This window comes from Frankia sp. RB5 (assembly GCF_059816245.1).
This window is the reverse complement of sequence record NZ_JCBATA010000107.1, coordinates 1-14036: the sequence shown is the minus strand read 5'-3', so window position 1 is coordinate 14036 and position 14036 is coordinate 1. Positions and strand designations below refer to the sequence as shown.

The window sequence follows — 14036 nt, the reverse complement described above, 5'->3', positions numbered from 1 at the left end:
GCGCGGACGATCATCGGACGGGTCTGATCGTCGCACCCGCCTCCGACAGTTTTTTGCCTTGACGCAAAGGCTCCAGCCCGGTCTGGACGATCACCGCAAGGGCGAAAAACGGTGTTACCGCGGGAACGCGGGGACCCGACTGGCCTGTCAGGCAGTGATCAGCGCGGTGGGGGTGCGCGAGGAGCGTGGGGCTCGTGAAGTGAGGTGCGAGGTGTGAGGGGTGCGGTCCTGCGGGACCGCGGACGTCACGGCGGGCTACGCGTGGATCAGTTTGCGCCCGGGCGGCGCATCGCGGGCCGCGAGGCGGCGGGGCCTGCGGGGCGGCCGGCGTTGCGGAGGACATCCTTGCGGATCTTCATCATCGCGTTGGTGGGCAGCGCGCGGACGGGGTGCACCTCGGCGGGGATCTTGTAGTGGGCGACGCGGCCGCGCAGCCAGCCGGGGATCTCCGCGGCCAGTGCGGCGCCGTCGGTGCCGGCCGCCGGCACGACGAAGGCCATGCCCACCTCGCCGAGCCGCTCGTCGGGCATGCCGACCACCGCCGACAGGGCGACGCCCGGATGGGCGGCGAGCACCGTCTCGACCTCGGCGGGATACACGTTGAACCCGCCGGAGACGTACATGTCCTTCAACCGGTCCGTGATGACCACGTAGCCGCGCTCGTCGCGGGTGGCGACGTCACCGGTGTGCAGCCAGCCCTCACCATCCGTCACGGGGACCAGCGTCCCACCGTCGTCCGGCTCGCCGCCGTCGCCCCCGTAGTCCGGGGAGACCCAGTAGCCCGGGGAGACCCAGTAGCCCGGGGAGACGACGTAGCCGCGGACCAGCAGCTCGCCGGGCTGGCCGGGGGGCGCGTCCTCGCCGATCGGGTCGACGAGGCGGATCTCGTTGCCCGGCAGGCAGCGGCCGACGGTGGCCACCACGTCCTCGGGGTCGTCCGCGGGCACGCAGGTGGTGACCAGCGCGGTCGCCTCGGTCAGACCGTAGCAGGTGATGATGTCGGTGAAGCCGAGGTCGCGGCGCAGCCGGTGGATCAGCGCCGCGGGAACCTTGCTCGCCGACGGGATCGTCGCCCGCAGGCTGGTCAGGTCCAGGCCGGCCCGTTCCGGGGCTGCCAGCAGGTCGGTGAACAGGGTGGGCGGCCCGGGCAGGACGGTGACCCGCTCCCGCGCCACGGTCCGCAGCACCTCGCCCGCGTCGTAGCGGGCCACCGGCAGGACGGTCGCGCCATGCACCAGGCAGGCCATCCAGCCGGCCTTGTAGCCGAACGAGTGGAAGAACGGCGGGACGACGAGGTAGCGCTCCCCCGGGCCGAGCCCGAGCAGAAGGCCGAGGTAGCCGTGGGCGCGCAGCGACTGACCGTGGGTAGCGAGCACACCCTTGGGCCGTCCGGTCGTCCCGGAGGTGAACAGCAGGTCGCTGTAGTCGTCGGGACCGACGGCGGCGACCCGGGCCCGGGCCCGCTCACGCGCGGCCGCCGAGTCACCAGCCGACACCGAGTCACCAGCCGACACTGTGGCGACGAACTCGGCCAGGACGGCGATCTCGCGCACCGACTCCGGCGGTCCGCCGGCCGCGGCGAGCAGCTCGTCGAGCAGGTCGCGGCCGGCCACCAGAGGGTCGATCAGCAGGACCCGGGGGCGGGCGCGGGCGAGGATGTCGAGCACCTCGGGCGCCGCGAGGCGGGTGTTCAGCGGGACGAGCGTCGCCCCCGCGCCCTGCGCGCCGAGCGCCGCGATGATCCAGGCGGCGCTGTTCGGCGCCCACAGCGCGACCCGGTCACCGGGCTCGACGCCGAGCGCGACCAGCGCGGTGACCGCGTCGAGGGCCTCGTCCGCCAGCTGGCGGTAGTTCCACCGGCGCGGCCCGTCGACGATCGCGTCCTGGTCAGGAAACCGCTGCGCCGAGCGCAGCAGTGCCCCGGGGATGCTGCGGCACTCGACGTCGAACCTCGGGTCCGGGGGCCACTCAGTCACGGCACGGCTCAGTCACGGCACGGCTCAGTCATCGTGCGGCGCTGAGCACCCCCCGGGCGATGACCAGCTGCTGGATCTGGCTGGTGCCCTCGTAGATGCGGAACAGTCGCGCGTCACGGTAGAAACGCTCGACCGGGACGCCGCGCATGTAGCCGCTGCCGCCGTGGATCTGCACCGCGCGGTCGGCGATGCGGCCGACCGCCTCGGAGGCGAAGTACTTCGCCGCGGACGGCCCGACGCGGCGGTCCGAACCGTCGTCGAACGCCGCCGCCACGTCCTTGACCAGCGACCGCGCCGCGTAGAGGTCGGTCACCGAGTCGGCAAGCAGGCCCTGGATGAGCTGGTGCTCGCCGATGACCTTGCCGCCCTGCACCCGGGTCGACGCGTAGGACACCGACTCGTCGACGAGGCGCTGGCACATACCGACGCACAGCGCGGCGATGTGGATCCGGCCGTGCGCGAGGCACTTCATCGCCGTCACGTAGCCGCGGCCCTCGCCCGCCGGCCCGCCGATCAGCGTGTGCGCGCCGACCCGGACGTCGTCGAAGATGACGTCCGCGGTCCAGGCGCCGGCCTGGCCCATCTTCGCGTCCTTGGGGGCGACGGTCAGGCCCGGGGTGCCGCGCTCGACCATGAACGCCGAGATGCCCTTGGCGCCGGTCGAGCCCTCCTGAGAGCGGGCGAACACCATGAAGACGTCGGCGTTCGGCGCGTTGGTGATGAAGCGCTTCGACCCATTGATGATCCAGTCGTCGCCGTCGCGGCGCGCGGTCGTCACGAGGCCGGCCGGGTCGGAGCCGGCGCCCTCCTCGGTGAGCGCGAACGACGCGACCCACTCGCCCGAGGCGATCTTCGGGAGGTAGGCCTTCTTCTGCTCCTCGGTCGCGCCCTCGAGCAGGACGTGGCCGGCGATGCCGTTGTTGGTGCCGAACATCGAGCGGAAGGACGGCGTGGTGTAGCCCAGCTCGAAGACGAGCCGCACCTCGTCGCTCATCGACAGGCCCAGGCCGCCGTAGAGGTCCGGGATGGCGAAGCCGAACAGTCCCATCTCGGCGGCGGCGGCACGGATGCGGTCCGGCATCGCGTCGGTGTCCGCGATCTCGGTCTCGGCCGGCACGACCTCGTCCCGCACGAAACGACGCACCGACGCCACGATCTCGTCGATGAACCCAGCCTCGTCAGTCGACTCAGCACTCACCTGACCGTCACCACCCCAAGCTCACCCGGTCACCGATCCCTACGGAAGCTCAAATCAGGTAGACATTACATCCCGGCGGCCATACGGGGCTTTCGCTGCGGCAGCCGGCCACCGTGGTACAGAACACCTTGCGAGGGCTCGCCGGGGCTCAGGACTCGCCGGGGCTCAGGACTCGCCGGGGCTCAGGACTCGCCGGGGCTCAGGACTCGCCGGGGCTCAGGACTTGGCGACGCGGGGGACCTTGGCCGCCGAACCGCGGCGCAGCAGCTGGCCGGCGGTCTCCGGGAGGATGTCGATGAGCTCGGCCGAGATCCCGAGTGTCGTCGACAGGCCAGCCGTGAGCCGGCGGACCAGGTCGTCCAGGTCGACCTCGGCGCTGTCGTCGTAGCCGACGCGCACCCGCAGCCGCTCGACCTCCCGCTGCGGCCGGATGATCTGGAACAGTCCGGTCTCGGTCTCGTCCTGCTGCTCGACGATCGACCACACCTCGTGCGGCAGCACGGCCCGGCCGGCGACGACGGTCTCGTCCCCGGCGCGGCCGAGCACCCACATCCGCGGCGAGGTACGCCCGCAGGGGCAGGGTTGCCGGGTCAGGCGGACCAGGTCGTCGGTGCGGTAGCGGATCAGCGGGTAGGTGTCGTTGTCCATCGCGGTGACGACCAGCTCGCCGACCTCGCCGTCGGGCACCGGGTTCCCGTCGGCGTCGAGAACCTCGGTCAGGGTCTCGTCCCAGTTGAGGTGGTAGCCGTCGTGCTCGGCGCATTCCCAGGCCAGGCCGGTGTCCCCGGCGCTGGTGTAGACCCACAGGTTCAGGCCCCATTCGCGGGTCAGTTTCTCGCGCATCCGGGCGCCGAGCGGCTCGCCGGCGAAGCCCACGCTGACGAAGCAGCTCATCAGCTCGCGGAGGTCCTCACCCTGGTGCTGGAGCCGCTCCAGCTCGACCAGGTTCATGCTCATCAGCTGGCAGTAGGTCGGCCGGTGGCGGCGGATCGCCTCGGCCACCTCGGCCCAGTTCCCCATCCAGGTGTCCACCAGGATCGGCACGGCGCCGAGCGCCCGCGTCGCACCCTCGATGTAGCCGCGGAACGACGCCGCGCTGCACAGCACGTTGTCACCGGGGCGCACGCCGAGGTCCCACAGCGGGCGGATGTAGCGGGCGTTGAGGGGCGAGACCGGCTCGTCACCCCACCGCTCGACGAAGAACGTCGGGTCACCTGTCGTGCCCGAGCTCGCCGTCACGGAGGTGACCTCGGACGGGTCCACCGTCAGCAGCCCGCCGTAGCTGTCCCCGGTGCGGTCGCGGTACTCCCGGATCGAGTCCTTGTTCATGAACGGGACGCGTGCCTGGAAGTCGTCCAACGAGGTGATCTCACCTACGGTGATTCCCGCCGCGTCGAAGGTCTCGCGGTAGAACGCCGACCGCTCCTGCGCGAGGCGCGTCAGTTCGATGACCCGGTCCTCCTGGACCTGCCTGATCCGCTCGGCTGGAGTGGTCTCCACGGCCAGCTCGAGCAAGTGGTTCTCGGCCGGCGCCTGTGCCGGTGACGCACCTACGACTGTCACGAACGGTGACCCCCTCGACCTATAGCGTGTGTCCGGCGACACAGACGATGATAGGTCGCGCGCCTCACGGCGGGCCAGCTTTGGTATAAATCATCTATCCGATTATGGGAACGGACTGAACTGCTGGAACGTCGAGGAGGCGGTATGAACGTCGCGATTCCCGCGGTGCGAATCTGATGGCGGGCCCGCTCGAGGGCGTGCGCGTGCTGGAGATGGCCGGGCTGGGAGCGACGCCGTTCGGTGTGATGCTGCTGGCCGACCTCGGCGCCGACGTCGTCCGGGTGGACCGGCCGGCGCGGCCGATGAACAGCGACTACGAGCGGCGTCGCGCCGCCGCCGACCCGCACCGCTCGGTGCTCGACCGCGGCCGGCGCTCCCTCGTCGTCGACCTGCGCCGCCCCGAGGGCGTGGAGCTCGTCCTGGACCTGGTGGGACGCGCGGACGTGCTGGTCGAGGGCTTCCGCCCCGGCGTGATGGAACGCCTCGGCCTCGGCCCGGACGTGTGCCTGGGCCGCAACCCGAAGCTGGTCTACGGCCGGCTCACCGGCTGGGGGCAGACCGGTCCGCTCGCGCCTCGGGCCGGGCACGACATCACCTACATCGCGCTCACCGGCGCGCTGCGCTCCGTCGCCCGCAAGGACGAGGCGCCCATCCCGCCGCTGAGCATGGCCGGCGACATGGCCGGCGGCGGCATGCTGCTGGCGCTCGGGGTGGTCAGCGCGCTGCTGTCCGCCCGGGCCACCGGCCAGGGCCAGGTCGTCGACGCCGCCATGGTCGACGGTGCGAGCACGCTGCTGTCGATGTACTACGGCCTGATGGCCCAGGGCCGCTGGCGCGACGAGCCAGGCACCAACTTCGGCGACACCGGTGCCCCCTACTACGACGTCTACGCCACCGCCGACGGCCAGTACGTGGCCTTCGGCGCCCTGGAGGAGGCCTTCTACCAGGAGTTCCTCCAGCGCGCGGGCATCGACCCGGCGTCGCTGCCGTCCCGCGACGACGAGTCGCGCTGGCCGGAGCTGCGCGCCGAGCTCGCCCGGCACTTCGCCTCGCGCACCCGCGACGAGTGGGACGCGCTGCTCGGCGACAGCGACGCCTGCGTCGCGCCGGTGCTGTCGATGACGGAGGCGCCGAGCCACCCGCACCTGGCCGCCCGGGGTACGCACGTCACCCGCGGTGACGTCGTACAGCCCGCGCCGGCGCCGCGGTTCTCCGGCACGCCGACGACGCTGCCGCCGCCGGCGCCCGCCCGCGGCGAGCACGGTCAGGCCGCGCTCGCCGACTGGGGCGTCTCCGACGACCTCGTCACCCGTGTCGAGAAGGCCGGCGGCCTGCAGCTCTAGCTGCTGATCCTGCGGTTTCCGACCTTCGGCAGCGACTCGCCCCAGGCCATCCAGACGTCGGGCTGGCGGACCTCGCCGGCCCGGCGCATCAGGCTCTCCTGCTGCGGGTTCGGGATGGGGCCGAGGTCGACCATCCGGCCGGCGGGGTCGGGCACCAGCTCCCACGCGGTGCCGTCCATGACGACCGCGATGCCGTCGTGCCAGTAGCCGTCCGCCGCACGGGTCACCCCGACGTCCATCGTCAGGGCGGAGCGCACGTTCCCGGCGTCGTCGGCGACGAGGCCGACGTGGAAGTCACCGGCGCCGAACAGGACGTGGCCGATCTCGGTGCGGCCGTCCTCCCAGCGGGTCGCCCAGCTGTGCCAGGTGAGGTAGTTGACGTCGTGCAGCGGGTCCTTGCGGACGTAGAGGACGCCGCCGGGGAGCATGTACGCCTCCTCGACGAACAGGAACCCGCGCACCGGCCGGCCAAGCGCGGTCCCGGAGACCAGGTACGTCTGCGTCGGGTAGTACAGCGACGCGGTGCGCCCCGGCAGGTACCAGTGCAGCGGGCTGCAGGCCAGCTCGCCGCGCAGGTCGAGGACGCCGTCCTCCACGTAGGTGAACGACGTGTCGCCGATCTCGGCCCGCATGGCGGCCTGGTCGCTGGCCGCGGCGGCGAGCACCGCCGTGCCGTCGCGCAGCTCGCGGGTGATGTCCCGGCTGCGCGCGGCGACCTTGGCCTCGCGACGCAGGCGCAGCGCGTCACCGCCGTCGAAGGCGGCGAGCACCATCAGCCGGTCGCCCAGGGCCAGCGCCTGGCCGGCGTCGCTCGCGCCGCCGTCGGCGCCCTCGGCGGCCGGGGCCGGCGGGATCCGGCGCATGACCGAGCAGAGCTCGCCGTCGTCGGAGCGCAGCGTGCCCCACAGGTAGGTGCCCTCCCGGGACAGGCCGAACGGCGTGCGTTCGTCCACCAGGTCGGCGGGGGTGAAGGACCGCTTGCCGGCGAGAGCCCGGCCGGCGAAGTCGAGCACTGCGGGTGCCATCGTGAACTCCTGGGGGTGGCGTGATGACCGCTATATGGCTGAATAAGTAAACCATTTATCGGTCGTCACGCCGACCGCGCCTACCTCAGATGAGGGGTGCCGTCGCGGTATCCCGGCCGGAGCGGATGACCCGTCCCGGGCGTGCGCCGGTGAAGGCGCCGTCCCGGGCGATCTCGGTGCCCGCCACCAGCACGTGGCCGACGCCGACCGCCTCGCCGTAGAGCCGCCCGGCGCCGCCCGGCAGGTCGAAGCGGGTCTCGATCGGGGTTCGGGCGATGGTGGCGGGGTCGAACACGACCACGTCGGCGATCGCGTCGGTGGCGAGGACGCCGCGATCACGCAGGCCGTAGAGCTCCGCCGGCACCTGGGTGATCAGGCGCACCGCCTCCTCCAGGCCGATCACGCCCTGCTCGCGCACGCCCTGCTCCAGCAGCATCGTCGAATAGGCGAAGAACTCCAGCATGTCCAGGTGGGCGCCGGCGTCGGAAGCACCGATGACCGCCCGCGGGTCCCGCCAGACCTTCGCCCGCGCCTCCCAGTCCTCGGGCCGCACCGTCCCCGGCGGGTTCGAGAACGTCGTCTTCAGCTCGTCCTCGACGATGATGTCCATGAGTACCTCGAACGGGTCGCCACCCCGCTCGTCCGCGATGTCGCCCACGAGGCGGCCGGCGAGCCCGGCGTTGCGCGGGCTGAACGTCTCGACGAGGTGACGCGAGCGCCAGTTCACCAGGTGGCTGTACGGCGACGGCTTCTCCGCCGCGATCCGCAGCTGCGCCCGCCGTGCCGGGTCGCGCAGGATCGCCAGCCGTTCCTCGACCGGCAGGAAGAAGTAGTCGTGCAGCCCGGGCACCATGTCGAGGACGAACCCGGCGCGGAACGAGAACCGCGCCGGCGGGGTGTCCGGCATCGTCAGCGCGACGACCTTGCCGCCGCGGGCCCGGGCGAGGTCACCGACGGCGAGCCGGGCCTGCGCGTCCTCGAACGTCTTCGCGGTGACGGAGAGGATGTTCCAGTTCAGCGGGCGCCGCGCCGCCACCGACATCGCGATCATCAGCTCGGCCGTGTCCGGGTCGAAACCACCGCCGGCCGGCGGCAGGATCGGCAGGAACTCCAGCGACGTCCCCTCGAACTCGCCCGCCACCCGGGCCAGCGCGTACAGCTCCTCGGGCGCCGCCGCGCGCGACGGCACCGGCCTGCCGGCCGCGTCGTGGTGGCTCTGCGACCAGGTGGATGAGAAGCCGAGACCGCCGGCGCGCAGGCCGGCGCGCAGCAGGTCGGCCATCCGCTCGATCTCCGCGGGCGTCGCCGCCCGCTCGGTCGCCTCCTCGCCCAGCACCACCCGGCGGATCGCCGAGTGACCCACCATGTAGCCGGTGTTGATCGCCAGGGTGCCATCGAGCCGGTCGAAGAACTCGGACGTGGTGCGCCAGTCCCAGGAGGCGCCGCTCTGCAGCGACTCCAGCGGCATGCCCTCCACCCGGGACAGCATCCGCATCAGGTAGTCGCCGGCCTGCTCGTCGAGTGGGGCGACAGTGAAACCACAGTTGCCAGCGAACGCCGTCGTCACACCATGTAACGGCGACGGGGACAGTGACGTGTCCCAGAAGCCCTGCACGTCGAGATGGGTGTGGACGTCGACGAAGCCGGGCGCGACGACCCGGCCGTCCGCGTCGATCTCCTGGCGGCCCGCCTCGGTGACCGTGCCGAGTTCGCGGATCCGGCCGTCGGTGATCCCGACGTCGCCGGAACGCGCCGCGGCGCCGGTGCCATCGACGATGGAGCCGTTACGGATGACGAGATCGTGCATGAGGGATGCCTCCTGGTCGAGAGAGCGCTGGTCAGGCGGTGATCGGGTCAGGCGGTGATCTGGTCAGGCGGTGATGCCGAAACGCTCGAGGCCGTAGCAGGCGATCGCGTTGCCGCGGGCGAGCAGGTAGGCCTCGCGCTCGTCCAGGCCGGCCGCGGTCACGATCTTGTCGAAGACGGCACCGGTGTTCGGCCAGGTCGAGTCACCGTGCGGGTAGTCGACCTCGAACATGATCTGTTCCATGCCGATCCTGTCCCGCAGCCGCAACCCGACGACGTCGTCGAAGACGCAGCCGTAGAGCCGCCCCGGGATGTAGTGGCTCGGCGGCCTGGTCAGCCGGCCGTTGAGGTTGCCGTAGACCGGCCGGTCATGCCAGATCCCGTCGAGCTTCTCGATGAGGAACGGCATCCAGCCGACCTGGCCCTCCGAGAGCGCCACCTTCAGTGTCTGGAACCGCTCCAGCACGCCGCAGGTCAGCCAGTCGGCGAGCGCGTGCGCCGAACCCTGGTAGGTCAGCGCCAGCGAGACGGCCCGAGGGGCGTCCAGCGAGGTCACCGGGAACGTCGACGACGAGCCGATGTGCAGGTTCACCACCGTCTCCGTCTCCTCACAGGCGGCGAAGAACGGGTCCCAGTGGGTGGTGTGGATGCTCGGCAGCCGCTCGCCGTCCGCCCTGAGCAGCGACGGGTTCTCGGAGAAGCACACGGCGTGCGAGCCCTTGGCGGCACAGCGGCGCACCTCGGCGGCGGCGAGCTGCGGGTCCCACAGCGGGATCAGCGTGAGCGGGATCAGCCGGCCGCGCCCCGCGCCGCCGCACCACTCGTCGATCATCCAGTCGTTGTAGACCCGCAGGCAGGCGAGGCCCAGGTCACGGTCGCCGCGCTCGAGGAAGGTCTGGCCGCAGAACCGCGGGAAGGTGGGGAAGCTCAGGCTCGCCTCGGTGCGGTTGACGTCCATGTCCGCCAGCCGCGCGCCCTGCTCGTAACAGCCCGGGATCATGTCGTCGTAGAGCATGGCGTCCCAGTGCTCGCCCAGGTACTCGTGATCCTTACCGGCCGCGGCGAACCCCGGAAGGATCGGCATCACCAGACCCTCGAACTCCCAGACGTCGGCCCACAGCCCGTCGTCGTCGAGGGTCCACGGGCTGCGCGGCCCGTTCCCGTACGACCCGCGCCGCCGCGCCAGTCGTGGGGCGCGCTCGCGGAAACGCTCCGGCAGCCGGGCCGTCCATAAGTCACCGGGTTCGAGGATGTGGTCGTCGACGGAGATGATCCTCGGCTCACTCATGGACCCCAATTTAAAGCGGTCGATTTAAGCCCGTCAACGGATCAGGCAGACTTGCTCCCATGGGCGAGTACGGCGCGGGCCGGGAGACGCGGGTCGCGCTGCTGGTCACGGCCGAGCGGCTGTTCGCCGAGCGCGGCATCGACGGGGTGTCCCTGCGGGAGATCGCGCTGGCGGCGGGTTCGCGCAACAGCGGCGCGGCGCAGTACTACTTCGGCAACAGGGCGGAGCTGCTGCGCTCGATCATGAAGCTGCGCGCGGAGATCCTCAACGCGCGCCGCGCCGAGCTGCTCGACGCCGCCGGTCCCGCCCCGACCACCCGCGACGCCCTGCGCGCGCTGGTCCTGCCGCTCGCCGAGCAGCTCGGCGACACGCACTACGTCAGCTTCCTGGCCCGGCTGCAGTCCGACTACGCGCACGACCGGCGGGCGATCCACGCCGACGGCGAGATCGACGCGACCTTCCGGCAGGCCCGTGACCTGCTCGCCGCGTCACTGCCCGGCCTCGAGCCGGAGCGGTTCCGGGTGCGCTTCCGGCTGATGATGCGGATGGCGATCGCCGCCCTCGGCGAGTACGAGTGCCATCCCGACCCGCGGATCCCCGGCAGCGACGCGCTGACCGCGGAGATCCTCGACATCGCCGCCGGCATCATGCTCGCCCCGACCTCACCCGCCACCAGCTAGCTCGCGTGTGGAGTGGTGATCTCCGCGACACGGGCTGCCGCGAACACCCGCAAAGATCGCAACCCGAGACACAACTGTGCGCGTATCGGGCCACGATCTTCCCGGGAGCCCTGGTGAGGACGGCAGAGGTACTTTGCGGGGGGCTCAGGCCTTGGCGGCGCGGCCGTTGGCCTTGCGGAGCATCGACTCGGCGATCGCGGCGTACTCGGCGGTGTCGTGGGACTGGCTCTCGGCGGCCAGGCCCATCCCGAGGGTGGCCGTCGCGGCGGCGCGCAGGTGCTGGTTGAGGACGTTCTTCGTGTCCTGCACAGCCTGCGGCGGCTGGGCGGCGATCTTCCGGGCGAACGCGATCGCCCGGTCCAGCAGCTCGTCGGCGGGAACCGCGTGGTTGGCCAGGCCGAACTCGACGGCCTTCGCCGCGGGCAGGCGCTCGCCGGTGAGGATGTACTCCTTGGCCCGCAGCAGGCTGGTGAGCAGCGGCCAGGTCGCGGCGCCGCCGTCCCCCGCGACCAGGCCGACGGAGACGTGCGGGTCGGCGAGGAACGTGTTCTCGGCGATGAACACGACGTCGCAGAACGTCGCGAGCGTGCAGCCGAGGCCGACCGCGGGGCCGTTGACGGCCGCGACGACGGGGATGCTGATGCCCAGCATCGCGTCGACGACGCGCCGGGCGTCGCGCATCGCCCGGCGCCGCGCCTGGAAGTCGGTCGCGAACCGGGCGAAGTCGTCGGTGTTGCCACCGGCGCTGAACGCCCGGCCCGCGCCGGTCAGGACGATGGCCCGCAGGGTCGGGTCGTCGTCCAGCGAGCCCATCAGCCGCGGGAACTCGTCGTGCAGCGCGGCGTCGAAGGCGTTCATGTGCTCCGGCCGGTTCAGCGTCACCACCGCGACGCCGTCGTCGGACTTCTCGACCTTCAGGACCATCGTTGGTCGTCCTCTCAGAACACGAACAGGCCGGAGCGGGTGATCAGGCCCAGGGGATGCCCAGGTTGAAGGGGGTCTCCGCGAGGCGCGGGGCCTCCTTCTGGAGCTCCTCGACGGTCCACCGGTGGTCGGTCTCGATCTTGTCGATGAGCGCCCACGGCTGGAACAGGTGCACCGCGCCGCCGTGCACGTAGAAGGTGCGCCCGGCGATCGGGCAGTCCGCCGTGCCCAGGTAGGCGACGAACGGCGAGATGTTGGCCGGGTCGTCGGCGTCGAAGCCGCCGTCCTTGCCCGCGACCAGGACGTTCTCGGTCAGGCGGGTGCGCGCGGTCGGGCAGATGGCGTTCACCCGCACGCCGAAGCGCTCCAGCTCCAGCTGGGCGATCGTGGTCAGCGAGGCGATGCCGGACTTGGCCGCGCCGTAGTTGCCCTGGCCGATGTTGCCGAACAGGCCCGAGGTCGACGCGGTGTTGATGACCGACCCACGCGGCGCCCTGCCGGCCTTGTGGGCGTCCTTCCAGTAGCGCGCGGCGGCCCGCAGCGGCATGAAGTGGCCGCGCAGATGCACCCTGATGACCGCGTCCCACTCCTCGTCGCTCATGTTCACCAGCGTCCGGTCCCGCAGGATGCCGGCGTTGTTGACGAGGACGTTGAGCTCGCCGAACTCGTCGAGGGCGGTCTGGATGAGCCGCTGCGCGCCCTCGGCGTCGGTGATGTCGTCGCCGTTGGCGACCGCCTGGCCGCCGGCGGCCCGGATCTCCTCGACGACCTGCTGCGCCGGCGTCGCGTCGGCGCCGCTGCCGTCCTGGCCGCCACCGAGGTCGTTGACGACGACCGCGGCTCCCTCGCTCGCGAACAGCAGGGCGTGCTCGCGGCCGATGCCGCGACCCGCACCCGTGATGATCGCTACCCGCCCGTCCAGGGCACCCATCAGCGTGTTCCTCTCGTGTTGGACTAGCTCAGCTGGAGCGGGGCGGGCCGGCCGGCAGCGTGCCGTAGATCTTCGGCAGGCCGTCGACGAGCTCCTCGCCGGTCACCGGGCCGTCGCCGGAGCCGGCGTACTCGGCGATCGGCGTCCAGCCCTGCAGGCGCTGCACCCGGTGGCCGTCGACCCGGAAGACCTGGCCGGTCAGCCACGCCGCCTCGTCGGAGGCGAGGTAGACGACGACACCGGAGGCGTTCGCCGGGTCGCGGGGGTCGAAGGCGGCGCCCTCGCCCTTCTGGCCGAGCGCGATCCCGGCCGTCATCCGGGTCGCCGCGAGCGGGGAGATCGCGTTGACGGTGACGCCGTAGCGGCGCAGCTCCATCGCGGCGATCGTGGTCAGCGAGACGATGCCGGCCTTGGCCGCGCCGTAGTTCGCCTGGCCGACGGTACCGAACAGGCCGGTGCCGGAGGTGGTGTTGATGATCCGCCCGGCGACCCGCTCGCCGCGCTTGGACGCGGCCCGCCAGTAGGCGGCGGCGTGCCGGGTGAGCGAGAAGGTGCCCTTGAGGTGGACGGCGATGACGGCGTCGAAGTCCGACTCGTCCATGCTGGCGATCATCTTGTCGCGGATGATGCCCGCGTTGTTGACCACCACGTCGAGACGGCCGAACTCCTTGACCGTGCGCTCGACGAGCGCCTCGGTGGCGCTGAAGTCGGAGACCGAGCAGTGGTCGGCGACCGCCCGCCCGCCGGCCGCGGTGATCTCGGCGGCCACCTCCTGGGCGGGGGACTCCGCGGTGCTCTCCCCGTGCAGGCCGGCACCGAGGTCGTTGACGACCACGGTGGCGCCGGCCGCGCTCAGCGCGAGGCAGTGGGCTCGGCCGAGCCCCCGGCCACCTCCGGTCACGATCGCGACCTTGCCGTCCAGCAGTCCCACGCGGCTTACCTCCTCCGATGTGCCTGACTCGATTTGTCTAACTAAAAGCCTGGCCTGAAGATAGCCTGTCGCCTGGCCACGGGCCGCTGGTCGCGCGTCGGCGCAGGTTCCGCGGGTCGGATCGCTCGCGCCCGGGTCGGACCTGTCCGACCATCACTAGCTGGGGATACCCGCGGCCGACAGAAGAGAACTGGGGGTAGGGATGGGTGCGCACGGCGGGAGTCTCGGCGTGAGCGACGCCACCTGGTCGTCGCTGACCGCGCGGGGGCTGGACCACGACGGGCCGGCGCTGCTCACTCCGAGCCGGCAGTGGACCGGTCGGGAGGTGCTGGCGCTCGCCGCCGGCGTCCAGGCCTGGCTCGCCGAGCTGG

Annotated in this window: 11 protein-coding genes; 2 read left to right on the top strand and 9 right to left on the bottom strand. The window is 71.9% G+C overall.

Going from position 1 to position 14036, the window contains the following annotated elements:
- Nucleotides 1-266: 266 nt before the first annotated feature.
- The 3 genes from AC6EXY_RS32285 to AC6EXY_RS32275 form a co-directional block, all read right to left on the bottom strand.
- On the bottom strand, nucleotides 267-1976 hold the full coding sequence (locus AC6EXY_RS32285; RefSeq protein ID WP_101831171.1) for an AMP-binding protein: 1710 nt from the start codon (nucleotides 1974-1976) through the stop codon (nucleotides 267-269).
- Nucleotides 1977-2004: 28 nt separating this feature from the next.
- Nucleotides 2005-3174 carry an acyl-CoA dehydrogenase family protein gene (locus AC6EXY_RS32280; protein ID WP_243407363.1) on the bottom strand — a complete coding sequence of 390 codons (1170 nt, stop codon included), beginning with the start codon at nucleotides 3172-3174 and terminating at the stop codon, nucleotides 2005-2007.
- Nucleotides 3175-3390: 216 nt separating this feature from the next.
- Entirely contained in the window at nucleotides 3391-4689 is a 1299-nt protein-coding gene (locus AC6EXY_RS32275; protein ID WP_101831172.1) for a phenylacetate--CoA ligase family protein, read from the bottom strand.
- A 224-nt stretch (nucleotides 4690-4913) separates the two neighbouring features.
- On the opposite strand from AC6EXY_RS32275, the gene AC6EXY_RS32270 reads away from it, so the two are divergent.
- Nucleotides 4914-6080 carry a CaiB/BaiF CoA transferase family protein gene (locus AC6EXY_RS32270; protein ID WP_101831173.1) on the top strand — a complete coding sequence of 389 codons (1167 nt, stop codon included), beginning with the start codon at nucleotides 4914-4916 and terminating at the stop codon, nucleotides 6078-6080.
- On the opposite strand, the gene AC6EXY_RS32265 is transcribed toward AC6EXY_RS32270, so the two are convergent.
- The 3 genes from AC6EXY_RS32265 to AC6EXY_RS32255 all read right to left on the bottom strand — a co-directional run bounded on the left by AC6EXY_RS32265 (nucleotide 6077) and on the right by AC6EXY_RS32255 (nucleotide 10199).
- Nucleotides 6077-7105 carry a hypothetical protein gene (locus tag AC6EXY_RS32265; RefSeq protein ID WP_101831174.1) on the bottom strand — a complete coding sequence of 343 codons (1029 nt, stop codon included), beginning with the start codon at nucleotides 7103-7105 and terminating at the stop codon, nucleotides 6077-6079. The genes AC6EXY_RS32270 and AC6EXY_RS32265 overlap by 4 nt on opposite strands.
- A gap of 85 nt (nucleotides 7106-7190) precedes the next feature.
- On the bottom strand, nucleotides 7191-8912 hold the full coding sequence (locus tag AC6EXY_RS32260) for an N-acyl-D-amino-acid deacylase family protein (protein WP_101831175.1): 1722 nt from the start codon (nucleotides 8910-8912) through the stop codon (nucleotides 7191-7193).
- 63 nt (nucleotides 8913-8975) lie between these two features.
- Nucleotides 8976-10199: an amidohydrolase family protein gene (locus AC6EXY_RS32255; RefSeq protein ID WP_101831176.1), complete on the bottom strand. Its 1224-nt coding sequence runs from the start codon at nucleotides 10197-10199 to the stop codon at nucleotides 8976-8978.
- A gap of 59 nt (nucleotides 10200-10258) precedes the next feature.
- On the opposite strand from AC6EXY_RS32255, the gene AC6EXY_RS32250 reads away from it, so the two are divergent.
- On the top strand, nucleotides 10259-10879 hold the full coding sequence (locus AC6EXY_RS32250) for a TetR/AcrR family transcriptional regulator (RefSeq protein WP_101831177.1): 621 nt from the start codon (nucleotides 10259-10261) through the stop codon (nucleotides 10877-10879).
- Nucleotides 10880-11023: 144 nt separating this feature from the next.
- Here the strand turns inward: AC6EXY_RS32250 and AC6EXY_RS32245 are convergent, their stop codons facing one another.
- The 3 genes from AC6EXY_RS32245 to AC6EXY_RS32235 are packed head-to-tail and all read right to left on the bottom strand — an operon-like array spanning nucleotide 11024 to nucleotide 13665.
- The gene (locus tag AC6EXY_RS32245; RefSeq protein WP_101831178.1) at nucleotides 11024-11803 is read right to left on the bottom strand and encodes an enoyl-CoA hydratase/isomerase family protein; all 780 of its coding nucleotides are present in this window, start codon (nucleotides 11801-11803) and stop codon (nucleotides 11024-11026) included.
- Between the two features lie 43 nt (nucleotides 11804-11846).
- Complete coding sequence (locus AC6EXY_RS32240; protein ID WP_101831179.1) at nucleotides 11847-12734, bottom strand: SDR family oxidoreductase; 888 nt, start codon at nucleotides 12732-12734, stop codon at nucleotides 11847-11849.
- Between the two features lie 28 nt (nucleotides 12735-12762).
- The gene (locus AC6EXY_RS32235; protein ID WP_101831180.1) at nucleotides 12763-13665 is read right to left on the bottom strand and encodes an SDR family NAD(P)-dependent oxidoreductase; all 903 of its coding nucleotides are present in this window, start codon (nucleotides 13663-13665) and stop codon (nucleotides 12763-12765) included.
- Nucleotides 13666-14036 lie beyond the last annotated feature (371 nt).